General features: G+C 70.4%; 22 protein-coding genes, 1 pseudogene and 1 riboswitch. Of the genes and pseudogenes, 10 read left to right on the forward strand and 13 right to left on the reverse strand.

Annotation, left to right across the window (positions count from 1 at the left end):
• Window positions 1–64: 64 nt before the first annotated feature.
• Window positions 65–691 (reverse strand): annotated as a pseudogene (locus KGA66_RS32550) (pyridoxal-phosphate dependent enzyme); the annotation flags it as partial.
• A 13-nt stretch (window positions 692–704) separates the two neighbouring features.
• Window positions 705–836, reverse strand: a riboswitch (SAM riboswitch).
• Window positions 837–1052: 216 nt separating this feature from the next.
• Between KGA66_RS32550 and KGA66_RS21310 the strand changes: the two are divergent.
• The 3 genes from KGA66_RS21310 (at window position 1053) to KGA66_RS21320 (ending at window position 4436) form a co-directional block, all read left to right on the forward strand.
• Window positions 1053–2024, forward strand: coding sequence for a glucosyl-3-phosphoglycerate synthase (locus KGA66_RS21310; protein ID WP_211469958.1), 972 nt, complete (start codon window positions 1053–1055; stop codon window positions 2022–2024).
• Window positions 2025–2101: 77 nt separating this feature from the next.
• Window positions 2102–3613 (forward strand): alpha,alpha-trehalose-phosphate synthase (UDP-forming), encoded by a 1512-nt coding sequence (locus KGA66_RS21315; protein WP_211469959.1) that lies wholly within the window; start codon window positions 2102–2104, stop codon window positions 3611–3613.
• 151 nt (window positions 3614–3764) lie between these two features.
• Complete coding sequence (locus tag KGA66_RS21320) at window positions 3765–4436, forward strand: thymidine kinase (RefSeq protein ID WP_211469960.1); 672 nt, start codon at window positions 3765–3767, stop codon at window positions 4434–4436.
• 39 nt (window positions 4437–4475) lie between these two features.
• On the opposite strand, the gene KGA66_RS21325 is transcribed toward KGA66_RS21320, so the two are convergent.
• A complete protein-coding gene (locus tag KGA66_RS21325) occupies window positions 4476–4964 on the reverse strand; it encodes a DUF3263 domain-containing protein (RefSeq protein WP_246508230.1) in 489 nt (162 codons plus the stop codon).
• Between the two features lie 291 nt (window positions 4965–5255).
• Here KGA66_RS21325 and nagA point away from each other — a divergent pair, with 291 nt between their 5' ends.
• From nagA to KGA66_RS21340, 3 genes are all read left to right on the forward strand, one after another.
• A complete protein-coding gene (gene nagA, locus KGA66_RS21330; protein WP_211469961.1) occupies window positions 5256–6440 on the forward strand; it encodes an N-acetylglucosamine-6-phosphate deacetylase in 1185 nt (394 codons plus the stop codon).
• 205 nt (window positions 6441–6645) lie between these two features.
• Window positions 6646–6840, forward strand: a complete 195-nt coding sequence (locus KGA66_RS21335; protein ID WP_211469962.1) for a DUF2304 domain-containing protein — start codon at window positions 6646–6648, stop codon at window positions 6838–6840.
• Between the two features lie 14 nt (window positions 6841–6854).
• Window positions 6855–8516, forward strand: coding sequence for an FtsK/SpoIIIE domain-containing protein (locus tag KGA66_RS21340; protein ID WP_211469963.1), 1662 nt, complete (start codon window positions 6855–6857; stop codon window positions 8514–8516).
• Here the strand turns inward: KGA66_RS21340 and KGA66_RS31790 are convergent.
• Complete coding sequence (locus KGA66_RS31790) at window positions 8464–9507, reverse strand: GGDEF domain-containing protein (RefSeq protein ID WP_211469964.1); 1044 nt, start codon at window positions 9505–9507, stop codon at window positions 8464–8466. The genes KGA66_RS21340 and KGA66_RS31790 overlap by 53 nt on opposite strands.
• 430 nt (window positions 9508–9937) lie before the next feature.
• Between KGA66_RS31790 and KGA66_RS21350 the strand changes: the two genes are divergently transcribed.
• Entirely contained in the window at window positions 9938–10270 is a 333-nt protein-coding gene (locus KGA66_RS21350) for a hypothetical protein (RefSeq protein WP_211469965.1), read from the forward strand.
• Between the two features lie 206 nt (window positions 10271–10476).
• Here KGA66_RS21350 and KGA66_RS21355 read toward each other — a convergent pair whose 3' ends face one another.
• A complete protein-coding gene (locus KGA66_RS21355; protein ID WP_246508231.1) occupies window positions 10477–13038 on the reverse strand; it encodes an ATP-dependent Clp protease ATP-binding subunit in 2562 nt (853 codons plus the stop codon).
• Window positions 13039–13422: 384 nt separating this feature from the next.
• Here KGA66_RS21355 and KGA66_RS21360 point away from each other — a divergent pair, with 384 nt between their 5' ends.
• The gene (locus tag KGA66_RS21360) at window positions 13423–14037 is read left to right on the forward strand and encodes a hypothetical protein (protein WP_211469966.1); all 615 of its coding nucleotides are present in this window, start codon (window positions 13423–13425) and stop codon (window positions 14035–14037) included.
• A 23-nt stretch (window positions 14038–14060) separates the two neighbouring features.
• On the opposite strand, the gene KGA66_RS21365 is transcribed toward KGA66_RS21360, so the two are convergent.
• The 6 genes from KGA66_RS21365 to KGA66_RS21390 form a co-directional block, all read right to left on the reverse strand.
• Window positions 14061–14450, reverse strand: coding sequence for a histone-like nucleoid-structuring protein Lsr2 (locus KGA66_RS21365; RefSeq protein ID WP_312887024.1), 390 nt, complete (start codon window positions 14448–14450; stop codon window positions 14061–14063).
• Between the two features lie 61 nt (window positions 14451–14511).
• Window positions 14512–15018, reverse strand: a complete 507-nt coding sequence (locus tag KGA66_RS21370) for an amino-acid N-acetyltransferase (RefSeq protein WP_312887022.1) — start codon at window positions 15016–15018, stop codon at window positions 14512–14514.
• 109 nt (window positions 15019–15127) lie between these two features.
• Window positions 15128–16252 (reverse strand): M48 family metalloprotease, encoded by a 1125-nt coding sequence (locus KGA66_RS21375; RefSeq protein WP_211469968.1) that lies wholly within the window; start codon window positions 16250–16252, stop codon window positions 15128–15130.
• A gap of 119 nt (window positions 16253–16371) precedes the next feature.
• Window positions 16372–17583 (reverse strand): globin domain-containing protein, encoded by a 1212-nt coding sequence (locus tag KGA66_RS21380; protein WP_246508236.1) that lies wholly within the window; start codon window positions 17581–17583, stop codon window positions 16372–16374.
• A gap of 118 nt (window positions 17584–17701) precedes the next feature.
• A complete protein-coding gene (locus KGA66_RS21385) occupies window positions 17702–18787 on the reverse strand; it encodes a cytochrome d ubiquinol oxidase subunit II (protein WP_211469970.1) in 1086 nt (361 codons plus the stop codon).
• A complete protein-coding gene (locus KGA66_RS21390; RefSeq protein ID WP_312887023.1) occupies window positions 18784–20154 on the reverse strand; it encodes a cytochrome ubiquinol oxidase subunit I in 1371 nt (456 codons plus the stop codon). Before KGA66_RS21390 ends, KGA66_RS21385 begins: the two co-directional genes overlap by 4 nt.
• A gap of 132 nt (window positions 20155–20286) precedes the next feature.
• Between KGA66_RS21390 and KGA66_RS21395 the strand changes: the two genes are divergently transcribed.
• Together KGA66_RS21395 and KGA66_RS21400 are read left to right on the forward strand one after the other, a co-directional pair.
• Entirely contained in the window at window positions 20287–20658 is a 372-nt protein-coding gene (locus KGA66_RS21395) for a BlaI/MecI/CopY family transcriptional regulator (protein WP_211469972.1), read from the forward strand.
• Window positions 20655–21452, forward strand: a complete 798-nt coding sequence (locus tag KGA66_RS21400; protein ID WP_211469973.1) for a M56 family metallopeptidase — start codon at window positions 20655–20657, stop codon at window positions 21450–21452. The genes KGA66_RS21395 and KGA66_RS21400 overlap by 4 nt, the downstream gene beginning before the upstream one ends.
• Here the strand turns inward: KGA66_RS21400 and KGA66_RS21405 are convergent, their stop codons facing one another.
• The 3 genes from KGA66_RS21405 to KGA66_RS21415 form a co-directional block, all read right to left on the reverse strand.
• Window positions 21453–21635 (reverse strand): hypothetical protein, encoded by a 183-nt coding sequence (locus tag KGA66_RS21405; protein WP_211469974.1) that lies wholly within the window; start codon window positions 21633–21635, stop codon window positions 21453–21455.
• Window positions 21636–21719: 84 nt separating this feature from the next.
• Window positions 21720–23240 carry a bifunctional lysylphosphatidylglycerol synthetase/lysine--tRNA ligase LysX gene (gene lysX / locus KGA66_RS21410; protein ID WP_211469975.1) on the reverse strand — a complete coding sequence of 507 codons (1521 nt, stop codon included), beginning with the start codon at window positions 23238–23240 and terminating at the stop codon, window positions 21720–21722.
• Between the two features lie 69 nt (window positions 23241–23309).
• The gene (locus tag KGA66_RS21415; protein ID WP_211469976.1) at window positions 23310–24098 is read right to left on the reverse strand and encodes a type III pantothenate kinase; all 789 of its coding nucleotides are present in this window, start codon (window positions 24096–24098) and stop codon (window positions 23310–23312) included.
• Between the last annotated feature and the right edge of the window lie 56 nt (window positions 24099–24154).

Genomic DNA, 24154 nt, shown 5'->3' on the forward strand with positions numbered 1-24154 from the left:
TCCCGTCGATCACCTGGTTCTACACTCTATCCGTAGTCGGCAGCGTCAGAAGTGTATAAGAGACAGCGGCCGAGCCGATGAGCTCCGAGCAGAACCGGTTCACATCGTCGTAGGTTCCGTCGATGGCGACCAGGCGCCCGCCGTAGACCGCGGCCATCACGACCTTGCCGGTCTCCAGCCCGGCCGGGATGAACACGCAGGAGTCCAGGCCCGCCCGCGCCGCCGCGGCGGCCACCGCCCCGGCCAGGTTGCCGGTGGAGGAGCAGGACAGCGTGCCGAAGCCGAAGGAACGGGCGGCCTCAAGCGCGATCGCCACGACGCGGTCCTTGAACGAGTGCGTCGGGTTTCCGGAGTCGTCCTTGACGTGCAGCGAGCGCAGTCCCAGCGCACGGGCCAGGTTCTCGGCGCGCACCAGCCGGGTGGCACCGGGGTTGAGGTTCGGCCGGGAGGCGACGTCGACCGGGACCGGAAGCAGCGGGGCGTAGCGCCAGATCGAGTTCGGCCCGCGCTCGATCTGCTCGCGGGTGACCTTGCCGAAGTCGTAGGCGACCTCAAGCGGGCCGAAACAGGACTCGCATACGTACTCGGGGCCCAGCTCGACGCGTTCGCCGCACTCGCGACAGGACAGCGCCACCGCGCGGCCGAAGGCGGCCGACTCGGTAAGGGCGGGCAACGTGGGGGTGATGGTCATGGCGAGGCCTCTCTCCTCATCTTCCCCGTCGGCTTTCGACAGGCCGGAGTTGGCACCTACGTCCGGACGGGCCTCGCGTCGCGAAGTCACCCGGGTGGTTGCCGGAGCTTCACAGGGCCGTTCCCTCAGCTCCTCTGGATGAGCACTACATATGAAGTTGTCGACGCGGTACGGGGTACCGCATCCCTACGACCCTTATGGGCCGTGTTGCACTCTACCGGACCACGACGAGTAGGCCACCACCGTTTCACCTGTTGGGCATATGGTCCGACAGACTGACACAGTAGGGCAGGGGAACAGAGACAGGGTCGGCTGATCCTCGGACAACAGCGGTGCGGGCGAATGGAGCGGTGGCCAGACGGTGGACGAACTCGATCCGGCTCGCGAATGGCTCTCCCGGCGCACCTCGCACGAGTCCGACTGGCCGCTGCCGAGCCTGCTGGGCCTGAAAGCGGACAGCGGCACGACCGTCAGCGTCGTGCTTCCCGCGCTCAACGAGCAGCACACCGTCGGGCCTATCGTCGCGGCGATCGTGGCCGACCTGGGCCGCCCCGGTCTGGTGGACGAGGTGGTCGTGGTCGACTCCGGTTCGACCGACCGGACCGCGGCCGTGGCCGCCGCCGCGGGCGCCCGGGTGGTGCGCCGAGAGGACGTGCTCTCCTGCGCCCCGCCGCTGCCGGGCAAAGGCGAGGTGCTGTGGCGCTCGCTCGCCGCCACCGAGGGCGAACTGATCTGCTTCGTGGACGCCGACCTGGAGCAGTTCTCCTCCGCGGTCGTGCGCGGGGTGCTCGGCCCGCTGCTGGCCGACCCCGGGATCCTGCTGGTGAAAGCCGCCTACGAACGACCGCTCGCGGACGGCACCACGGTGCATCCGGCGGGCGGCGGCCGGGTGACCGAACTGGTCGCCCGTCCGCTGCTGAACCTGTACTGGCCGCAACTGGCCGGCTTCGTACAGCCGCTCGGCGGCGAGTACGCGGGCCGCCGCGCCCTGCTGGAGTCGCTGCCGTTTCCGAGCGGGTACGGCGTCGAGTTCGCGCTGCTGGTGGACACCTACGCGGCGCACGGCCTGGACGCGCTGGCCCAGGTGGATGCCGGCGTGCGACACCACCGGCACCAGGACGAGCAGGCACTGGGCCGGATGGCCGCCGAGATCCTGCAGGTCGCGCAGGCCAGGCTGGGCGGCCCGCCGCCGGTCTCCACGAGGCTGACCCAGTTCGCGCGGACCCCCGCGGGATTCGCCCCGGTGACCCGGGAGACGGCCGCACCCGAGCGGCCGCCGTTGAACTCGGTCGCGCTGGCCTGGACCGGTCACGCCGACGCGGACGGCCACTGATCGAGACGAATTGGCTCACAGCGTGATTAACGGTGCCCCAGCATGGAAACGACGGACACGTGTTCGGATCTAGCAGCATGAGCGGCCCTGGCGGCGACGGCGCTGGCGCGCGTCCCGAGCCGGGCAAGGCCACGGTCCTGGTCGCCTCGAATCGGGGACCGGTCTCCTTCTCCGTCGGAAACGACGGTGACCTGCACGCCAAGCGCGGAGGCGGCGGCCTGGTCTCCGGGCTTTCCTCCGTGGCCGCCGAGGGCGAGGCGGACCAGGTCTGGGTGTGCGCCGCGCTGACGGAAGGCGACCGGGCCGCCGCGCGCCGGGCTCCGGGCGGCCGGCTGGACCGGGCCGGCCTGACCGACGCGTCCTCGCCGGTCCGGATGCTGGACATCGATCCGGGCACGCTGCACCGCGCGTACAACGCGGTGGCCAACTCGACGCTGTGGTTCATCCACCACATGCTGTACGCGACGCCGTTCAGCCCGGTCTTCGACGGCCGCTTCGGACGCGAGTGGGAGTCCTACGTCGCGTACAACCGGGCGTTCGCCGAGGCGCTGGCCGAGGAGGCGGCGCCCCGGGCCAGGGTGCTGGTGCAGGACTACCATCTGGCGCTTGTGCCGAAGATGCTGCGCGAACTGCGCCCGGATCTGCGCATCGGGCACTTCTCGCACACACCCTGGGCGCCGCCGGAGTATTTCGGGATCCTGCCTGACGCGGTCGCGTCGGCGGTGCTCGAAGGCATGCTCGGCGCCGACCAGCTCGGCTTCCTGACCGAGCGGTGGGCGCTGGCGTTCATGGACTGCTGCGCGCGCCAGTTCGGCGCCGCGGTCGACCGCGAGCGGATGACCGTCACCGCCCCGCATCGCGGCACCCCGACGCGGATCGGCGTGTACAGCCTCGGCGTGGACGCCGACTTCATCGTCGAGCGGGCGATGCGGCCGGACGTCGAGGCGCGACTCGCCTCGCTGCGCGAGTCGGTCGGCGACCGGCAGGTGATCGTGCGCGTGGATCGCACGGAACTGTCGAAGAACATCGTGCGCGGGCTGGACGCCTACGCGGACCTGTTGCGCCGTCACCCGGAGTGGCTCGGCCGGGTCGTGCACGTCGCCTTCGCGTACCCGAGCCGGCACGACCTGCCCGAGTACCGGGAATACACCGCCGCGGTGCTGCGCACGGCGAAGCAGATCGAGGACGAGTTCGGCACGCCGCAGTGGGAGCCGCTCATCCTGCACGTGGAGGACGACTTCGCGCGCTCGCTGGCGGCATACCGGCTCGCCGACGTGGCGGTGGTCAACGCGATCCGGGACGGGATGAACCTGGTGGCCAAGGAGATACCGATCGTGGCCACCGCCACCGGCGGCTCCTGCGGCCTGGTGCTCTCCCGGGAGGCCGGGGCGTGCGCGGAGATGGCCCAGGACGCGCTCGTGGTCAATCCGTACGACGTGACGGGCACCGCCGAGGCGCTGCACGCCGCGCTGTCCATGGACCGCGAGGAACGACGCAGGCGCTGCGAACGGCTGGCCGCGGCCGGGGCCGCGCTGCCGCCGCAGCGCTGGTTCGCGCGGCAGCTGGCCGATCTCACCAGTGACGAGTAGTACGCGTCGTCCGGATCGCGCCGTCCGACCGTCCTACCGTCAGCCTGTACGACTCCGGTCGGCGGCCGGACGCCCCGGGTTGGGATACTGGTCACCCCGTCTTCCCGCGACGGCCGTCCCTGTCCCCGCGTCGAACGGATCGCGCACGTCCATGGCTGAACTGATCTTCTTCTCCGGGACGATGGACTGCGGCAAGTCGACCCTCGCGCTGCAGATGGGCCACAACCGCTCCGCCAGGGGGCGCCGCGGCCTCGTCTTCACCCGCGACGACCGGGCCGGGCGCTCAGTGCTCTCCAGCCGCCTCGGCCTGTCCACCGCCGCGGTCGAGGTCACCGAAGGCTGCGATCTGTACGCGTACACCGAGCGCGCGCTCGCCGCCGATCCGGAGATCGACTACGTGATCTGCGACGAGGCGCAGTTCCTGGCGCCGGCCCAGGTCGAGCAGCTTGCCTCGGTCGTGGACGAGCTGCGCGTCGACGTGTTCGCGTTCGGAATCACCACGGACTTCCGCACCCGGCTGTTCCCGGGCTCGCGCCGGCTGATCGAACTGGCCGACGAAATCAGGGTCATGCAGGTGGAGACGCTGTGCTGGTGCGGAGCGCGCGCCACGCACAACGCGCGCACAGTCGGCGGAGAGATGGTCGTGGAGGGCGAGCAGGTCGTCGTCGGCGACGTCGCCCCGGACGCCCAGGTCGGTTACACCGTGCTGTGCCGGCGCCACCACCGCGCCCGGCAGGCTTACGGCGTGCCGACCCCGGCCCCGGCCCCGGCTGCGGCCGGCGTGCCCGGGCACACCGAGGTGGCGGCCGATCTGTCGCGATGAGCGCCCCGGCAGGCCGCCGAGCCCGAAACGCGGGACGTATCAGGCGACCGCGCGGCCCGAGCGCGCGCGCTGACGGGCCGCGCGTTGCCGGCGCAGCCGCTTGACCAGGCCCGGCTCGAACTCCTGCGCCTCCGGACGATCGAGCAGCGCGTTAAGCAGCTGGTAGTAACGCGTCGCCGACAGTTCGAACCGGTCCCGGATGGCCTGCTCCTTGGCTCCGCTGTACTTCCAGTACTGCTTCTCGAAGGTCAGCACGGCGCGGTCGCGCTCGGACAGCGCGCCGCCGGGAGGCTGCGCGGGCGCGTCGGCCTGCTGCTCGGCTGGTTCTAGCCGTTGCTCGGGGATCACGGGCTCTGCCGCCGGCCGCATCGCGGACTCTGACGCCGCCTCAGGCGGCTCGGGCCGGACCGCTTCGGGCGCCTCAGCCTGCGTTGACTGCGCGTCAGACGGAAAGCCGACGTCATAGGACGAACCCACGTCATCCGGGACGGCTTCGGACGGTCGTGCACGCAGCGTTCTCGACGCCATCTGATTTCTCCTCAGCTGCGGTTCGCGCCCCCTGCCCTCCCTCACATCGTAGGCGCGCACGCCGACAAGTCGAGCTGCGCCGAGAGGGTGAGGGCCGTGCGCCGTTCGGGGGCCCCGGGGCGATTCTGGTGCCGCGGCCGGCGCCACCGGATGTCGCCAGAGCCACGCATCACCGCCACTGGCCCGGTCGCAGCCCCGTGGCGTAAGGTATTGCCGCTAAGGTCTATACCAATCTGGACTGGAACAGCGGGTCACGGCCCGGCCGGTCCACCTCGACGCAAGGTAACCCCGATGCCCGTACTGCGCCAAGCCCGCCTCGTCCTGCCCGACGGTCTCGTCGAGAACGGCTGGCTGTGTACCGAAGGCGAACGGATAGCCGCACTCGGCGGTCCGCAGCAGCTGCCGCCGCCCGGGCCCGACGGCGGGCAGTACAACCTGTCCGGCCACTACGTCGTGCCCGGCTTCGTCGACATGCACGTGCACGGCGGCGGCGGGGGTGCCTTCTCCTCCGGCCGGGTCGAGGAAGCCCGCAACGCGGTCGCCTTCCACCTGAGCCACGGCACCACCACGATCATGGCCTCCACGGTCACCGGCGCGCTCGCCGACCTGGAGCGCTACATCGCGGAACTCGCCGAGCTGGTGGAGGACGGAGTGCTGGCCGGCATCCATCTGGAAGGACCGTTCATCGCCCGCTCCCGCTGCGGCGCGCACGACCCGAACCTGCTGCGCGACCCGGAGCCGGCCGCCGTGCGGCGGCTGGTGAAGGCCGGGCGCGGCGCGGTCCGCATGGTGACCCTGGCCCCGGAACTCGAACACGGGCTCGAAGCCACCGGCCTGCTGGCCGATGCCGGCGTGATCGCCGCCTTCGGCCACACCGACGCCACCTACGCCGAGGCCAACCACGCCATCGCCCGGGGCGCGCGGGTGGCCACCCACGTGTTCAACGCGATGCGGCCGGTGCACCACCGCGAGCCGGGCCCGGTCACCGCGGCCCTGGAGCAGGAAGAAGTGTTCGTCGAGATCGTCAACGACGGCATGCACGTCCACCCCTCCGTGGTCCACCTCGTCTACGCGGCGGCCGGGGCGCACCGCATCGCGTTGATCACCGATGCCATGGAGGCGGCAGGCTCGCCGGACGGCCGCTACCCGCTCGGCCCGCTCACCGTCGAGGTCAGCGGCGGCGCGGTGCGCGTCGCGGGGACCGACACGCTCGCGGGCTCCACGCTGACGATGGACAACGCGCTGCGCAACACGGTGCTCAGCGTCGGCGTCCCGATCGAGCAGGCGGCGGTCTCCGCCTCGCTGACCCCCGCCCGCGCCCTCGGCCTGGCCGACCGGATCGGCACCCTGGAGACGGGCAAGTACGCCGACCTCGTCGTCCTCGACGACGATCTGCGCGTGGTCGCGGTGATGCGCCGCGGACGCTGGGTGCACGGGATGGGCGCGACGGCCCACGTCCCGGCCGTCACCCTTTAGCAGCAGCGGCTTCGTACATTTACACCCGGATGGATGACGAATAGCACGGTCACACCCGTTTGTCGGTTTTGAGAGCACTGCCGGATTGAGAGAATCCGGGATGAACGTGCCAAACATCTTCAGCTGGCCGCGGTCCCCGGGACCCGCCCGGGGCGCGTTCGCCAGTTGGGACCGGCGGTTCCAACCGACAACACAGGGAGCGACCATGGTTCTCTCGGTCTCCGGTGTACTGCTGCTCGGGATCATCACCTTCATCCTGTTCCGCAAGGACGGACTGAAGGTCTCACACATGATCGTGTGCATGCTCTTCGGGTTCTACCTCGCCTCGACCTCGCTGGCCGGCTCCATCAAGAACAGCGCCGACTCGGTCGCGGGCTTCATCAGCGGCCTGCACTTCTGACGCCGGGCCCGACCATGACCCAGGGCGCCCGAACCGCCGACTCGATGTGGACCCGGCTTGGCCGGGTGCTGTCCGGTTCTCCACCCGTCGCCCGGCTCCACACGTCCTTGCTGCGCCACCCCCGCATCGCCAAGGGCCGCGGGATGGCCCACGAAGGCTGGTCCCGCGTTCTCGACGTCTGCTACCCGCTCATCGTGCTCGTCCGCGGTACCCATCGGGGCGCCACACAGCTCGGCTCGTGGTGGATCGGCGCCTCCCGGGAGAAGCGGCGGTTGCAGACGGTGATCGTACTGACCTGTCTGATCGGTGTCGGGGTGCTCAAGTACGGGCCGCTGCTGCTGGCCGGCGCCTTCCTCGCCGCTGTGACCTGGCTCGGCCGCGACACCTCCCGCAAAGGCGCCGACCCGGAGTCCCCGGAGCACATCGCCCGCTTACAGGCGATCTACAACGGCCTTGTGCCATACCTGCAGAACGGCGACGACCCCGACCAGCACTTCAAGCCGGGCGGCCGCTACCGCGACGCGTTCACGGCCTGGCAGTTCGATGAGCAGGACCGGCTGATCCGGCTGCGCATGGACTACTCGGAGTACTTCCGGGACGGCGAGCCGGACAGCCGCTCGAAGGTCGAGCGGGCGCTGGAAGGCAAGATCGGGCACGCGAACGAGTTCCTCTACGCCTGGGACGAGGAGGGCAACCACCTCGACGTGCGCATCCTGCCGCCGCTGCCGGAGGGTGTCAGCGCGCAGCCGTGGCCCGTGGCGGACATCGAGTTCGTGCTCGGCGTCACCGACCCCGGCTCGGCGTCGCGGCTGATCCCGGTCCTCGTCGCCGATCCCGGGGCGGGCGCACCCGCGCGCGATGCGGACCCGGCGACGCGTGAAAAGGTGCCGCCAGGCTTCAGCATGGCGCAACTGGCCCCGGTGATCTGGCGGCTCGGCGCGCCGGGCCCGAACCCGCACCTGCTGCTGGCCGGCGCCCCCGCGTCCGGAAAATCCACCGCGGTGCGCTCGCTGCTCGGCCAGGTCCTCGCGCGCGGCCACGCGGTCGCGGTGATCGACACCGACCAGACCGCGCAGTACGGCGCGCTGGCCGGGCAGCGCAACGTGGTGCGGGTCACCGAGGATCCGGCCGACTCACTCGAACTGCTGGACTGGTTCGGTCTCGAGGCCGAACGCCGCGCCGAGCGGACACCGGCCGCCACGGCGCGGGGTGACGGCGCGTCAAACTTCGAGTGGCCCGCCGCGGTGCGCGCGGATTCCCCGGCGGGCGCGGGATCTGACCTGGACTCAGCCGTGCCGGCCGAGCCGCCGCTGTGGTTGTTCGTCGACAACCTGCCCGAGCTGTGCGCCGCCGCGCAGCGGCTCGGCCGCCCCGACCCGCAGGACACCCTGGCCGCGCTGGCCCGCAAGGCGCGGTTCGCGGGCACGACGCTGGTGGTCACCCTGCGGACCGACCAGGTCCAGGCCATGCGGCCCGCACTGCGCAACCAGCTCACCACCCGGGTCGCGCTGGGCCGCGTGGACCCCGTCAGCTCAACGCTGCTGTTCGGCGGCACGCTGGAACTCGGCGGAGCGCAGGTGATGCCGCCGGGACGCGGTTACGTGCGGGTCGGCTCCGGGCCGGTCATCCGGCTACAGACGCCCTACGCGCCAGCGCTCGCGCCGTCAGCCGTGTGAACGAGGCACGCGAGCGCTTGCGGGCGTACATCTCGCGATCCGCGGAACCGAGCAGTTCCTGGGCCCGTTCCTCGGGAGCCAGCACGTTCTCCGGGCGCGAGGGCTCGTAGGCCAGTCCCAGCGAGGCCCGCACCAGCAGCCGCGAGTCACCGGCCGCGACGGGATGGGAGAATGCCTGGTCGATCCGGTCGACCAGGGCGAGGGCCTCTTCGTAACCGATTCCGGCCGCGACCACGACGAATTCGTCCCCGCCGACGCGGGCCACCACGTCCTCACCGCGCACGGCGGCGCGCAGCCGTTCCGCGACCAGGCGCAGCACCAGGTCCCCGACGCTGTGACCGTAGGTGTCGTTGACCTCCTTGAACCGGTCGAGGTCACAGAAGACGACCGCGAGCGGGATCTGGTCGGCCAGCAAGGTCACCAGCCGCTCGCCCAGCTCGGTCGGGTTGGCCAGGCCCGTCAGCGCGTCGTGCCTGGCCTGATGGCGCAGGTGCTGCTCGCGGCGGTGCCGCTCCTCGATGTCCTCGCGCAGCCGCTGGTGCTCCTGTTCCAGCCGCGCCATGCGCGCCGCCGCCTCCTCGTGCCTGCGGGCGTTGAGGATGGCGAATCCGGCCTGCTCGGCGAACAGGTCGAGCACGTCGCGCACCCAGGGCGCCGGGATGCGCCCGTCCGACGGGTCGTCGACCGAAAGCAGGCCGATCAGTTCGCCCGCGCTGTCCCGCATGGGAGCCAGCAGGGCGTAGTCGGGCTGCCAACACTCGCCGTCCCGCGGCTGAGGCTCGATGCCGGCCGGAAAACTGTGCACGCCCTCGGGGATGGCCGCGTCTTCGAGGCCCCGGATGAACCGCAGGTTGCCCCATGCCTCCGCGGACTGCATCAGATCCTCGAGCGGCTTTCGGGCACAGGTGTTGCCGAGCAACGCCTCCCGCATCTCGGGCGGACCGGCGACCGCGCAGCACATCAGGTCGCCGTCATCCTGGACCGCGTTCACGGCCACGTTTCGAAAAGGGGTGCAGCTCGCCACCCCGTCCGCGATAGCCTGCATCGTCGCGTCGAGACCGACCGCGGCGTTGACTCCCGTTATCGCACGATGGACCGGGCGGAGGGCGGACAGCGGTATGTGTCCTTCCATGCCCTGATCCACCACGTCGAACCCCGATCGCTCGTGCTCGGGACCGGTGCAACCGGCCGGGCGCCGCGCCGGCCTGGTCCGCGGGAACCGCGTGGGCGTACTCCCACCGAATGCACCGAGCCAGACACGGAATGTACAACAGGAACGGCCGTCCGCACCAGGCAGTCTTCCGGCCCTGATATTACTGGCGCGGCCGAGCGGGTAAAGAATCGGCAAGGATACGCGACGTTCCGGAAACAGCATCGGCCCGGCGTGTCGCGAAGGGCTCGCGGTGCTGTACCGTTCAAGAGTGGGTGTATCAGGCATGGACCATCCGATGATCGCTTCGGACCGGTTCGAGGCGGCAAGGCGGCGTACCGCCTACGTCCCGCCGGTCAGCGTCGGCGGTCGAGCGGTCAAGGACCGGCTCGACCGTCATCTCGCCGTGCTCGTACCCGAGGGCGCCGATCCGGCGCGCACGGGTCTCGGGCTTCCGGTGCCCGAGCCCGCGCGGCTCGGAGCCGGAGCGGCGCAGACCGTGCAGTTGCTGCGCGAGATCACGCCGCGACCCGCCGCGCCCACCCGGCGCCGGCTCTCGCTGCGCGCGCCGCTGCGTTCCTTCAAGCGCTGGATAGGCTTCTGACGGCCTTTCACTCCAGCAGTCGGCTCCTGTGGCGGCCGACCGAGCGCCGGCAGGGCGCGTCCTCACCCACGACGCGCGCCGGTCGTGACTCGATCGAGCCGTAGCACGCCGTAAGCACCCGCAACACAGACTCAGCAACGAAGACTCAGCGGCAGAGGGCGGGATCTCCCCGAAGGGAGGTCCCGCCCTCTGCCGCGCGTGCCGTGTTACGCGGCGGACGAGTCGTTGGGCGCCTGCACCGGAGTCGGCGCCGGCGCGTCCGCGGCCACTGCGGCCTCGATGTCTGCCGGGCTGGAGATCTCCGGCAGGCTCGACTTGGGCGAGGCGGTGAAGGTGAACTTCGCCGTGTCGCCGGAGCCCTCGGTGTCCACCACCACGATCGAACCCGGACGCAGCTCGCTGAAGAGGATCTTCTCCGAGAGCGGGTCCTCGATCTGGCGCTGAATGGTGCGGCGCAGCGGCCGCGCGCCCAGCAGCGGGTCGTAGCCCTTGTCGGCCAGCAGCAGCTTGGCGGACCGGGTCAGCTCGATGCCCATGTCCCGGTCCTTGAGCCGCTCGTCGACCTTGGCCATCATCAGGTCCACGATCTGGATGATGTTGTCCTGGGTCAGCTGCGGGAAGACGATCGTGTCGTCCACCCGGTTGAGGAACTCGGGCCGGAAGTGCTGCTTGAGCTCGTCGTTGACCTTGTTCTTCATCCGCTCGTAGCCGGTGCTCACATCGCCGGCGGCCGCGAAGCCGAGGTTGAAGCCCTTGGAGATGTCCCGGGTGCCGAGGTTCGTGGTCATGATGATCACGGTGTTCTTGAAGTCCACCAGCCGCCCCTGCGAGTCGGTCAGCCGGCCGTCCTCCAGGATCTGCAGCAGCGAGTTGAAGATGTCCGGGTGGGCCTTCTCCACCTCGTCGAACAGCACGACGGAGAACGGCTTGCGGCGCACCTTCTCGGTCAGCTGGCCGCCCTCCTCGTAGCCCACGTATCCAGGCGGGGAGCCGAAGAGCCGGGAGACCGTGTGCTTCTCGGAGAACTCGGACATGTCCAGCTGGATCAGCGCGTCCTCGTCGCCGAACAGGAACTCCGCAAGCGTCTTGGCCAGCTCGGTCTTACCGACGCCGGACGGGCCGGCGAAGATGAACGAGCCGCCGGGGCGCTTGGGGTCCTTCAGGCCGGCCCGGGTACGCCGGATCGACTGGGAGAGGGCCTTGATCGCCTGCTCCTGGCCGATGACGCGCTTGTGCAGCTCGTCCTCCATGCGCAGCAGCCGGGAGGTCTCCTCCTCGGTCAGCTTGAACACCGGGATGCCGGTGGCGGTGGCCAGGACCTCGGCGATCAGCTCCTCGTCCACCTCGGCCACGACGTCCATGTCGCCGGCCTTCCACTCCTTCTCCCGCTTCGCCTTCGCGGTCAGCAGCTGCTTCTCCTGGTCACGCAGGGCTGCGGCCTTCTCGAAGTCCTGCGCGTCGATCGCGGACTCCTTGTCCCGGCGCACCGTGGCGATCTTCTCGTCGTACTCGCGCAGGTCCGGCGGAGCGGTCATCCGGCGGATGCGCATCCGCGAGCCCGCCTCGTCGATCAGGTCGATCGCCTTGTCCGGCAGGAACCGGTCGGAGATGTAGCGGTCGGCCAGGGTCGCCGCGGCCACCAGGGCGCCGTCGGTGATGGAGACCCGGTGGTGCGCCTCGTACCGGTCGCGCAGACCCTTGAGGATCTCGATGGTGTGCGCCAGCGAGGGCTCGGCGACCTGGATCGGCTGGAACCGGCGCTCAAGCGCCGCGTCCTTCTCCAGGTGCTTGCGGTACTCGTCCAGCGTGGTCGCGCCGATGGTCTGCAGCTCGCCGCGGGCCAGCATGGGCTTGAGGATCGAGGCCGCGTCGATCGCGCCCTCGGCCGCGCCCGCGCCCACCAGGGTGTGCAGCTCGTCGATGAACAAAATGATGTCGCCGCGGGTGCGGATCTCCTTGAGGACCTTCTTCAGCCGCTCCTCGAAGTCGCCGCGGTACCGCGAGCCGGCCACCAGAGCGCCGAGGTCCAAAGTGTAGAGGTGCTTGTCCTTGAGGGTCTCGGGCACCTCGCCCTTGACGATCGCCTGGGCCAGGCCCTCGACCACGGCCGTCTTGCCGACGCCGGGCTCGCCGATCAGCACCGGGTTGTTCTTGGTGCGGCGGGAGAGCACCTGCATGACCCGCTCGATTTCCTTCTCCCGGTTGATCACCGGGTCCAGCTTGCCCTCGCGGGCGGCCTGGGTCAGGTTCCGGCCGAACTGGTCGAGCACCAGCGACGTGGCCGGGGTGCCCTCGGCGGGGGCGCCGGCGGTGGCGGCCTCCTTGCCCTGCGAGTAGCCGGACAGCAGCTGGATGACCTGCTGGCGCACCCGGTTCAGGTCCGCGCCGAGCTTCACCAGGACCTGGGCGGCCACGCCCTCGCCCTCGCGGATCAGGCCGAGCAGGATGTGCTCGGTGCCGATGTAGTTGTGCCCGAGCTGCAGCGCTTCGCGCAGCGACAGCTCCAGCACCTTCTTGGCTCGCGGCGTGAACGGGATGTGCCCGGACGGGGCCTGCTGGCCCTGCCCGATGATCTCCTCGACCTGCTGGCGCACCGCCTCAAGGGAGATGCCCAACGACTCGAGCGCCTTGGCGGCGACACCCTCGCCCTCATGGATCAGGCCGAGCAGAATGTGCTCGGTGCCGATGTAGTTGTGGTTGAGCATCCGGGCCTCTTCCTGGGCCAGGACGACAACCCGCCGCGCACGGTCGGTGAACCTCTCGAACATCTTCTTCTCGCTCCCCGGAGCGGTCGGGCAGTGCCGGGAATCCCTGCAACTGCACCCGGCCTGTCCTTCCGAATGCTAGTCCCGCCTGGAGACGGACCCTACGGGAATGCGCGCCCCGCGGAGCGGCGGCACACTGTGTCAGTCCAGTCTTGCACCCTGTCTGATCAGGTGTTCCCGCACCTCAGCCGCATACGCGCCACCGCTGTACGCCTGAAGCGAACGGCGCGGCGGGTAAGCCTCCCGGCTGGAGCCGCCATGCTCTAAGTTAGGCGCAGCTTTCCACGTGAGGACCGGTGTCCGCACGAAGTGTCCCGCGCCAGGTCTGAGTTCGACCGCTCGACGAGCGGTCCGCGACTCCCCCGCTTCCGCACCCTTAGGGCTCGCATGTCGACTAACGCCGCATTCGCCGGTCCTGTTCCCGGCGGCCGGCCCGGTTCCGGGACGCAGCGCGCGATCGAGGCCGGGGAGCTGGAACGCTGGTACACCGACCAGCGGGCCTGGCCGGTGCGGCGGGACGAGTGCGGACGGCTCTGGCTGGAGGCCGGGACCGAGTTCGACGTACTGGAAGTGCCCGAGGCGGCGGGGCGCCGCGCCCTGCGCAGGCTGATCGGGTACGGTCAGGCGGCGCTGGCGCCCGGCCCGGTGGCCCTGTCCGAGGCGGCGGCACCGCCTGATGCCGCGAAACTTTCCGTCCCGGGCCGCGGTGACGCCGCCGTGCGACTCGCGGCGACCCCCGAGGCGGACGAGCCCGGCATCGCGCGCTGTTGCTTCTTCGTGGCCCCCGGCGCCCGCGACGACCTGCCGGAGCTGCTGGACTGGCTGGACTGGGGCGGCATCGACCTCGGACTGCGCGCGCACGGCCTCGGTGACCGGATCCCGGCTCCGACCCCGCAGCGCTGGCTGCACAACCCGCTGGCGGTCCCCCCCGAGGTGATCGCCCTGTTGGCGACGATCGCGGAGTCGTGCTCGCGATACGCCCTCACCCGCCGCGCGTTCTGAGCCGGCCGCGCCGGCCGTGGCGGTCAGCTGCCCGCCGTGACGAAGGCGTCGATGATCTTCTTGGAGACCCGGCCGCGCTCGCTGACCTCGTATCCGTTGGCCCGCGCCCACTCGCGCACGACCGCGGTGTCGACGCCTGAGGACGGGCCACGCACCGCCGTGCGCTTGGCCTTGGCCGCGGAGCCGTCCGCCCGGTGCCGGCGCCCCGCCTCGATGTACTTTTCGAAATCGGAACGCAACGCGGCCGCGTTCTTGTCGTTGAGATCGATCACGTAGTCCGTGTTGTCCAGACTGAAATGGATCGTCTGGGTGGCTTCCCCACCCGTGAGATCGTCTGTCATCACGACCACTGTCTTCTGAACCATACTTGCCTCTTTCCCGCGGAACCGACGTCGCAGACTAGACAAGCGCATTTCTGCGGTCAATTCAACTCCGCCGTGGTCATTAGCCGCTAACCCGGGGATCGCGCCCCCGCTAGAACACGCGGAGCATCCGCGTGTTGCCCAAAGTGTTCGGCTTGACGCGTTCCAGATCCAGGAACTCCGCGATACCTTCGTCGGCTGACCGCAACAGTTCCGCGGTCACCTCCGGATCGATGGGCGAGTCCTCCAGCCGCCGGAATCCGTGGCGCTCGAAGAATGCGGTTTCGAAGGTTAGGCAGAAGACGCGGCTCACCCCGAGCCAGGAAGCGGTGCCGAGCAGTTTTTCCACAATCGCGTGGCCGATACCCAGACCGCGGCAACGCGGATCGACCGCCACCGTACGCACCTCGGCCAAGTCGCGCCACATGACATGCAAGGCGCCACAACCGACGACAGAAGCATCGTTATCGCGTTCGGCGACCCAAAACTCCTGAATGTCCTCATACAGCGTCACCGTGGGCTTGTCCAGGAGAATACGGTCGGCCACGTAGACATCGATGAGGGCGCGAATCGACGGCACGTCGGCGGTGCGCGCCCGCCGGATGGTCAGATCATCCACAACGGCAGAGCATATGAGCTTCCCGTACCCGGGCAGGACCGCCGGGCGACGGTAGGCGTGTACTTGGCCAAGAGCATCGCACGCTCGCCGCTGCGCCGCCGGGTGTATATCAAACCTGGCACAGCTCTACTCGTGCGGCGATACGCGCCATTCTGTGCTCCAACGGGGGATGCGTAGGCCGCGGAACTCGGACTGCGGCATGCCGCGCCCGACCGCTGCGACTAATCCCCGAACCGACAACGCCTCCCGACGTGCTGCCAGCCGCCGCATGCCCCACCGACACGCGCACGGCCGTACCGTCCGCCGCGAACCATCGAAGCGCGCTGAGCAGTTCCGCGCCCAACCCGATGTCGACCGCGAAGTCGTCCACCCTGTATTCGGCGCCGCGCCCTACGGCGTTCTTCGCAGCCAGTGCGGCGAAACCCGGAGCGGCGAACAAAGCACGGATGCCATGGCCGAGAAGCGCGGCCGCGCGGGCACAGTCCACGGCCCGAAGCCGCCCGACGCGGCTCTGCTCCCGGCCGGCCCGTCGCCCGAGAACACGGCCGAGCACAGTGGGCGGCGCCGCGAGGGCCGAGCCGACCAGGGCCAGTCCCTGGAGCGGCAGCAGCACCCACACCAGGAAAGCCGAGGCCGCGGTGTGCATGCGCAAGTGGTGGCCGAGTTCGTGGGCGAGCACTCCGGCCAGTTCCCGGTCGCCCAGCTTGTCGAGCGCGCCGATGGTGACACACACCAGATCGCGGCCGACCGAGTGCGCATTGGCCTGTGGCGACTGCACCACCCACAGCCGGAATCGCCGACTTCTCACCCCGGCCCGGGCGCTGACGTGTCGCCAGATCCGTTCCAGGCGCTCGCGCTCGACCTGCGTCGGCCGTCGGATCGGCCACAGCAGGCGGGCCGCCGCCAACTGCGCCGGCCGCACCGCATAGCACGCGGCCGTCGCGAGCCAGAGAGCGTATGCGGTCCACAGCGGCATCCCGAACGCGCGCCGAAGCAACAGCGCGGCCGGCAGCAGGCACGCCCCGGCGACGGGCAGGAAGAGCAGCGCAGAGACCACAGACCACAGCGCCGCGCCATCCGGGCGCACGGCACCCGGCCGGCCCGCCTTTGCGACGTCCTTTCCCGCCCTGCGATGCCGGGACAGCGCGGCCACCGCGGTCGGGCGCGAAGCATCAGCGACACGTAACACCACGATCTGCACTGTGACAGTAGCGGACAGGTGGTGCACATCCACCGAAAGAGTGGTCGGCCGGGCGAAGCGGTCTCCTCCGAGGCAAGTCGAATCGGCGCACTCGGCGGCACGGCCCGGCGCCGCGGCCGGAGCCTGAGCGCTCTCTCAGAGGTCTCTCAGCCTCAGTCGAACAAGTCCGAGGAGATCGCCTGCGGATCGACGCCCGCCGCCAGCAGGGCACCGCGACACTGGTCGACGAGCGCGCCAGGTCCGACGATCACCGCGCCGCACGCGCCGGCGGCTTCGGTGGCCGCGCCGTGCGCGCGAACCGCGGCGAGTGGATCGCCGACGACCTCTTCCACCGTCAACTGCCCATGCTGCGCGGCAAGTTCACGCAGCGCGCCGGCGAGGTAGTGCGGGCCGTCGTCGGAGGCGAGCACGACTGTCAGCGGGCGCCGATCCCCCTCGGCGATCGCTTGCTGGATAAGGGCGTGGACCGGCGCAGCGCCCGTACCGTGCGCCACCGCGAGCAGCTGACAGTCGTGCTGCGGTCCGGGAAAAGCGAGTTCTCCCTCGGCTGCGGCCAGCCGCAGCCGGTCGCCGACCGCTGTCTGGTTCACCAGGACCTCGCTGACGCCGCCGGTCCCGGTCAACTGCACATGGAACTCGACCTCGCCGCCGCAAGGGCGGGTGGCGAAGGAGAAATCGCGCCAGACCCGAGGCAGCGCGGCGGTCTCCACGGAGGCGTACTGCCCGGCCGCGTACCGATACTCGCCGTTGTGCTCCTGCCCGCTGAAACGCGAGTCCGCGACGGGCTTGACCACGACCCGCACGACGCCGTCGACTAGCTTCTCGTGCGCGGTGACCTCGGCTTCCCAGTACGCCGGCCCCGACGCGTCGGCCTCCGCCGCGGCCTCCAGCATCACGGTCGCCACCAGGCCGTATCCGGCCTCCCACGCGGCCCTGGTCCGCTCGGTCCACTGCGGGCCGCAATACCGCGCGACGGCGGCCAGCAACGAGACGCCGAAGGCCTGGTAGTGCGCGGTGCGCAGGCCGAATCTGCGGTGACGCACCGCGAGCCGGCGCAGGTAGGGCAGGAATTCGTCGAGCCGGTCCAGGTCCCCCACGATCCGCTGCACGGCCTGGAACAGCCGCCGGTGCTGGGCCGCCGCCTCGCTGGAGAAATACTTTCGGTACCGCGGATTGGCCGCGAAGAAATGCTCGTAGAACCACGCGGCCGCCTCGGCGCCGTACGGCTCGATGAGCGCGAAGCTCTCCCGGATCTCGGCGATGAGATCCTCCTGCGACCACTGAGCGGCATCGGTCGCGATTGCGGTCTCGTCCCGTTCCTCACCGCTCGCGTCGAACCGCGCGTACGCGTCCTGCTTTTCCATCGATTCCACTGCTGTCACCACAGCCCTGTCACTCACCCGGGTGAGCTTACCGGGCGTGCCGGTCGCGTTTTCCCCTGACTGCGCACTTGCCGGGCCGAGGCTGTCCGGAACGGCGCTTTCAGTGCTCCGCAACCGCCGGACGGCTGAATACCTTCAACAAAAGGTAAAACGACGGCAGTACGACCGTCATGCCGACGCTCATCGCGACGAGCATCGCATCCATACTCTGCGGCGCTGCCGCGGCCTGAGCGGCGGTGTAGGCGCCTGTCATCAGATCGGGGTACTGCGCCGCCGCCCAGCCGCCGAGCACCCCTGCGACCGCGAGCCCCGCGGTGAACCGGGCCAGGACGTACTGCTCCCGCCGGAGCACAAGCAGGCTGCCGATACCGCAGAGCGCGGAAAGCGCGGCGAACGGCAGGGACCGGCCGGTGAATCTGGCCGCGACGATCGGAGCATCCCGATAGAGGAACGGCAGCATGGCGAGCGCCACGGCCCCGGCCGCGGCGCCGGCGCCCATCGCTTTGCGCCGGAACACCCGCACCAGGTGTGCTGTCTCAGGGCTCTGCGCCGCGTTGTGACAGAGGTACACCGCGGCGAGGAACGCGGTCGCGGCGACGGCCAGCACGCCGGCGGTCAGCGTCAAAGCACTGCGGAATGGTTCCAGGGGCCCGCTGCGCGGACCGAGACCGCCGGTGGCCAGTGCCGCCCCGCTGACGCCGAGCATGAACGGCGTCAGTATCGAGGCTCCGGCGAAGATCCGGCCCCACCAGCGGTCAGGCAGCGCGGCGCCATCGCCGTACGCCCGGTACACATACGCCGCTCCGCGCAGGACGATGCCGACCAGGGCCAGGCCGAGCGGCAGTTCCAGCGCGACGGCGATCGTGCCGAAAGCCGCCGGGAAAGCGCTGAAGACGCTGACGATGACGAAGATCAGCCAGACGTGGTTGGCCTCCCACACCGGGCCGAGCGAGGCCGCGATCAGCGCCCGCTGTCCGTCCGGGTCAACCGCCCGGTCAACCCCTCGGTCAGCCGCCCGGTCAACCGCCCGGTCAACCGCGCCAGGCCCGTCTGGACCGCGCCGCCTCTGCGCGCCCCGCCCGGCCGCCAGGTCCCAGAAGCCACCGCCGAAGTCGGCCCCGGCCAGCAGCGCGTACGCGAGCAGGCTGAGCACGATGACGATCAGCATCGCGTCCACGGAGGTCATCGCGCGACCTCCGCGGCGGGCACGGGTTCGCTGCCGACCGGGAGCACAGCCGCCGGCACCACCGCGGTCAACTCGGGCGGTGCGCCGCCGGCGAGCCTGCGCAGGATGAGGACGAGCGCGGCGGCGAGGCCGAGATAGATCAGGACCGTGACGCCCAGCGCCCAGCCCAGCCCGCCGCTCTTCGTCGCGGCGTCGGCCACCAGCATCCGCTGGTACACGATCCACGGCTGCCGCCCACCCTCGCTCACCTCCCAACCGGCCAGCATCGCGACCATCGTGGCCGGGCCGCAGAACGCGGCGGCCCAGAGCCAGGGCCGGGTGTGCGCGATCCGCGGCTCGATGCCCCTGCGTCGCCGGCGCCACCAGCGCCACCCGCCCCAGACCGCGATGAGGAGGATCGCCGTGCCGAGCCCCACCATCGAATCGAAGGCCGGGTGCACCACGGCGGTCATCGGCTGCCGGTCCGCCGCGGTCCGGTCCAAGCCGGGGACCACCGCACCGGGCCTGAAGTCCAGCAGCAGGGACAGTCCGTCCGGGATCGGGACGCCGCCCACGATCCGGTGCGTCTGATCGTTGTAGAACCCGCCGACGGTCAGCGGCACATGCCCGCCGGTGGTGTAGTGCCCTTCCATCGCCGCCAGCTTGGCGGGCTGGGTGGCCGCGACGTCGCGGGCGGCGAAGTCGCCGATGAGCAACTGGAGCGGCGCGAGGCCGAGGACGACGGCCATGCCAAGATTCAGCCCCCTGCGATGGTAGTCGTCGCGGCGGCCGCGCAGCATTCCGGCGGCGTAGACGGCGGCGACCGCGCCGCCGGTACACATGAGCGCGGCGACGAACATGTGCGAGACCTCGGTCCACGAGGTCGGGCTCGAGAACACGGCCCACGGGTCCGCGGTGATCCTTCCGCGCGAGACCCCGAGTCCCACCGGGTGGTTCATCCAGGCGTTCGCCATCACCACGAACAGGGTGGAGAGCGTGCCGGAGATCGCGATGGGCCACAGCGTGAGCCAGTGCGCGCGACGCGACAGGCGCTTCCAGCCGTAGAGGTAGAGGCCCATGAAGATCGCCTCGGTGAAGAAGGCGAAGGCCTCAAGGGTGAACAGAAGGCCGATGGCACCGCCGTAGGTGGACATGAAGGTCGGCCACAGCAGGCCGAACTCGAAGGAGAGCACGGTGCCGGATACAGCGCCGATGGCGAACAGCACCGCCATGACGCGCGCCCACTTGCGGGTCAGCGCGTACCAGACCGGGTCGCCGGTCTTCAGCCAGCGCCGCTGCGCGTATAACAGCAGCCACGGCAGACCGACCCCGAACACGGCGAACACGATGTGGAAAGACAAGGACAGCGCGGTCTCTACCCGCGCCACGACGAGCCCGGACAATGGTCGGTTTCCCCTCGCTGGCCGCGCGGCCCCGCGCCGCGGCAGAAACTCTCCGTGCAGAACCACACGCAGAACTTCTACATGCCGTAGAAGTTCTTTCCGATTAGAGTAGACCGCATGGCGAGGCTCGGCGAACTCGAACGCGCGGTCATGGACGTGCTGTGGAACACACCCGATCCGGTGGCGGCCACCCGGATCGTGGAAGAGCTCGCGCGCGAGCACTCCCCGGCCATCACCACGATCCTCACGGTGCTCGACCGGCTCGGCCGTAAGGGTTTCGTCACCCGGGAGCGGCACGGGCGCGCGTACCGGTACTGCGCGACGACGAGCCGCGCCGAGCTGATCGCCGGCACGATGCTGGAGGCGCTCGGCACCACCAGCGATCGCCGCTCGGCTCTCGTGCACTTCGCCGGCTCCGTGTCGCAGGAGGAGAAGGCGCTGCTGCGCGAACTGCTTGAGGACACCCCGGCCAACCCGTCGAACGCTTGAGCGCGGCGGCCGCGATGTGGCTGCTGATCGCCGCGGCGGTGTGCGCGCTCGTCGCGGTGCTACTGGCCTGGCCGGTGCCAGACGCCTTGTGCGCCGCGCGGTGGCCCCGGCGCTCGCCGCGTGCCGCGATCGTGCTCTGGCAGTTGGTCGGCCTCGCCGGCGGGTTGAGCGCGGTGGGCGCGCTGCTGCTGGTCGGCTTCGCCCCGCTGCCGCGGGCCTGGGCCGGGGTGGACCTGGTCGCGCTGGTGCTGGCCGCGCTGCTGTTCTCGTGGCTGCTCGGCGTGCTGGCCACCTCCGCGCTGCGGATCGAGCGGGATCTGCGCAGGCAGCGCGCCGTGGTGGACCTGCTGGGCCGGGCCGAGGCGGACGGGGTGCGGGTGCTGGAGCATCCCGAGCCACTGGCCTACTGCCTGCCCGGCCCGCAGCCGCGCATCGTGATCACCGACGGTGTGCTGGCGGCGCTGCCGCCGGACGAACTGGCCGCGGTGCTCGCGCACGAACGCGCGCACGCGAAAGGCCGGCACGAGCTGGTGATCCAGCCCTTCGTGGCCTGGCAGTCCGCGCTGCCCTTTCTCGCCCCGGCCCGGCGGGCCACCGCGGCCGTCGCCGAACTGGTCGAGATGCTGGCGGACGACGCGGCGGCCGAGGCGACCAGCAGGCTGACCGTGGCGCGGGCGCTGGCGCGGGTCGGCTCGGGGCGCCCGCCGGGCGCGGGGACCACCGGACGGCTCGACGCGGCCGGTTGCGCGCCGGCCCCCGCCTCGGTGCTCGCGCGGGTGCGCCGACTGACCTGATCAGTCCTCGCGGATGCGCGGGTCAGCGTCCTGCGCGGCCTGCTCGCGCTGCCTCGCGGCCTCGCGGCGCTGCGGATTCTGCGCGCGAAGGATGGTCACCACGACCGCGATGAACAGCACGGCCACGACCACCGGCGGTATCAGGGATTCGAGATCCTTGAGCACTTCTCGCCTCGCCTCCACATCCTGATCCGGCGCAGTTCGCCGACTTACTGTCACCGCGCCATCCGAGCCGCCACCCCCACTGTGCCACGTGGGGCGCCGCGGCTACCCGCCGGGGCGCACCAGCGGGAACAGAATGGTCTCGCGGATGTTCTTGCCGGTCAGCATCATGATCAGCCGGTCCATGCCCATGCCCATCCCGCCGGTCGGCGGCATCGCGTACTCCAGCGCGCGCAGGAAGTCCTCGTCCAGCTGCATGGCCTCCAAGTCGCCGCCGGCCGCCAGCAGCGACTGCGCCGTGAACCGCTCGCGCTGGTCGATCGGGTCGATCAACTCGGAGAACGCGGTTGCCCGCTCGGTTCCCAGGATCACCAGGTCCCACTTCTCGGCCACGCCCGGAACCGACCGGTGCTTGCGGGCCAGCGGCGAGACCTCGGTCGGATAGTCCATCAGGAACGTCGGAGCGACCGTGTCCTCCTCCAACAGCCGCTCGATCATCTCCAGCATGATCTGCCCGTGGCCCCAGTTCGCCTCGTACGGCACGTCCGCCTTGTCCGCCAGTTCGCGCAGCCGCTGCACCGAGGTCTGCGGCGTGACCTCCTCGCCGAGACGCTGCGAGACACCCGGATACACCGAGACCTCCTGCCACGGTTCGGCGAGATCGATCTCCCGCTCCACACCGTGCGCGTCGAGCCCGCGGATGACCGTGCTGCCGTTCACCGCCAGCGCCGCGTTCAGGATCAGCCGCCGGGTCAGCTCCGCCTGCGTACGGTAGTCGCCGTACGCCTCGTAGCACTCGATCGTGGTGAACTCGGGGTTGTGCGTGGCGTCCGCGCCCTCGTTGCGGAACAGGCGCCCGATCTCGAACACCCGCTCCGCGCCGCCGACGATGAGGCGCTTGAGATACAGCTCGGTGGCGATCCGTAGGTAGAGATCCATGTCGTAGGCGTTGATGTGCGTCTCGAACGGCCGTGCGTTCGCCCCGCCGTGCACGGTCTGCAGCACCGGGGTCTCCACCTCGATGTAGCCCTCGGCGTGCATCGTGTCGCGGATCGAGCGGATCATCGCGGAGCGCTTGCGCAGCATCGAGCGCGCGTCCGCGTTCACGATCAGATCGACGTACCGCTGCCGCACCCGCGCCTCCGGGTCCGAGAGGCCCTTGTGCTTGTCCGGCAGCGGCCGCAGGCACTTGGAGGTGACCTGCCAGGAGTCGACCAGGATCGAGAGCTCACCGCGCCGCGAGGTGATCACTTCGCCGGTGGCCCCGACGTGATCGCCCAGGTCCACGTCCGCCTTCCAGTCCGCGAGCGACTGCTCGCCGACCCGGCCCTGCGAGACCATCAACTGGATCTCCGCCTCACCCTCGCGGATCGTGGCGAAGCACAGCTTGCCGCCGGTTCGCGAGAGCAGAACGCGCCCCGTGATCGAGACCGTCTCGCCCGTGGCGGCATCCGGCTCAAGAGCCTGGAACTTCTCCCGCACCTCGGCGATCGTGCCGGTACGCGGATAGCCGACCGGATACGGATCCACCCCGCGCGCCTTGATCCGATCCAGCTTCTCGCGCCGCACCCGCATCTGCTCGGGTTCCTCGGACGACTGGCTGCTGGTGGTCGGCTCGTCACTCATGTGGACAAGGATAAGGGGCCGCCGGAGACGCTTCTCGCCGCGTGGCGGCCCGCCGCGAGCCGGCGCCGGTCAGGTCGTGCCGATGTTGCGTTCGTAGACCAGGCGCAGGCCGATCAGCGTGAGCCAGGGCTCGTGCGCGTCGATGACCTCGGCCTCCTCCAGCACCAGCGGTGCCAGGCCGCCGGTGGCCACCACCGTGACGTCGTTCGGATCGTCGGCCAGTTCGTCCGCCATCCGATTGACCACGCCGTCGATCTGCCCGGCGAAGCCGTACAGGATGCCGGCCTGCATGCACTCGACCGTGTTCTTGCCGATCACCGAGCGCGGCCGGGCCAGCTCGATCTTGCGCAGCTGCGCGCCGCGGGCGCCGAGCGCGTCCACCGAGATCTGGATCCCGGGGGCGATCGCCCCGCCGATCCACTCGCCGCGCGCCGAGATCGCGTCGAACGAGGTCGCGGTGCCCAGGTCCACCACGATGCACGGCGCGCCGTACAGGTGCACCGCCGCGAGCGCGTTGATGATCCGGTCGGTGCCGACCTCTTTCGGATTGTCCACCAGCACCGGCATGCCCGTCTTGACGCCCGGCTCGACCACCAGCGAGGGTATGTCGCCGTAGTAGCGGCGGATCATGTCCCGCATCTCCTGAAGCACGGACGGCACGGTGGAACACAACGCGATCCCGTCCACGCCGCCGACGCCGACCAGCGGGTGGTTGTGCATCAGGCCCTGCAACAGCACGGCGTGCTCGTCGGCGGTGCGCTGGGGATCGGTGGACACGCGCCAGTGCTCGACGATCTCCTCGCCTTCGAACAGGCCGAGCACCGTCTGGGAGTTTCCGATGTCGATCGTGAGCAGCATGGCGGGGGCTCCGGTGGGGGAAGCGCCGTGAGGTTTCGGCAGGGGTCGTATTCAGC

It is taken from the genome of Actinocrinis puniceicyclus, from assembly GCF_018283645.1.
Classification (GTDB): Bacteria; Actinomycetota; Actinomycetes; order Streptomycetales; family Catenulisporaceae; genus Actinocrinis; species Actinocrinis puniceicyclus.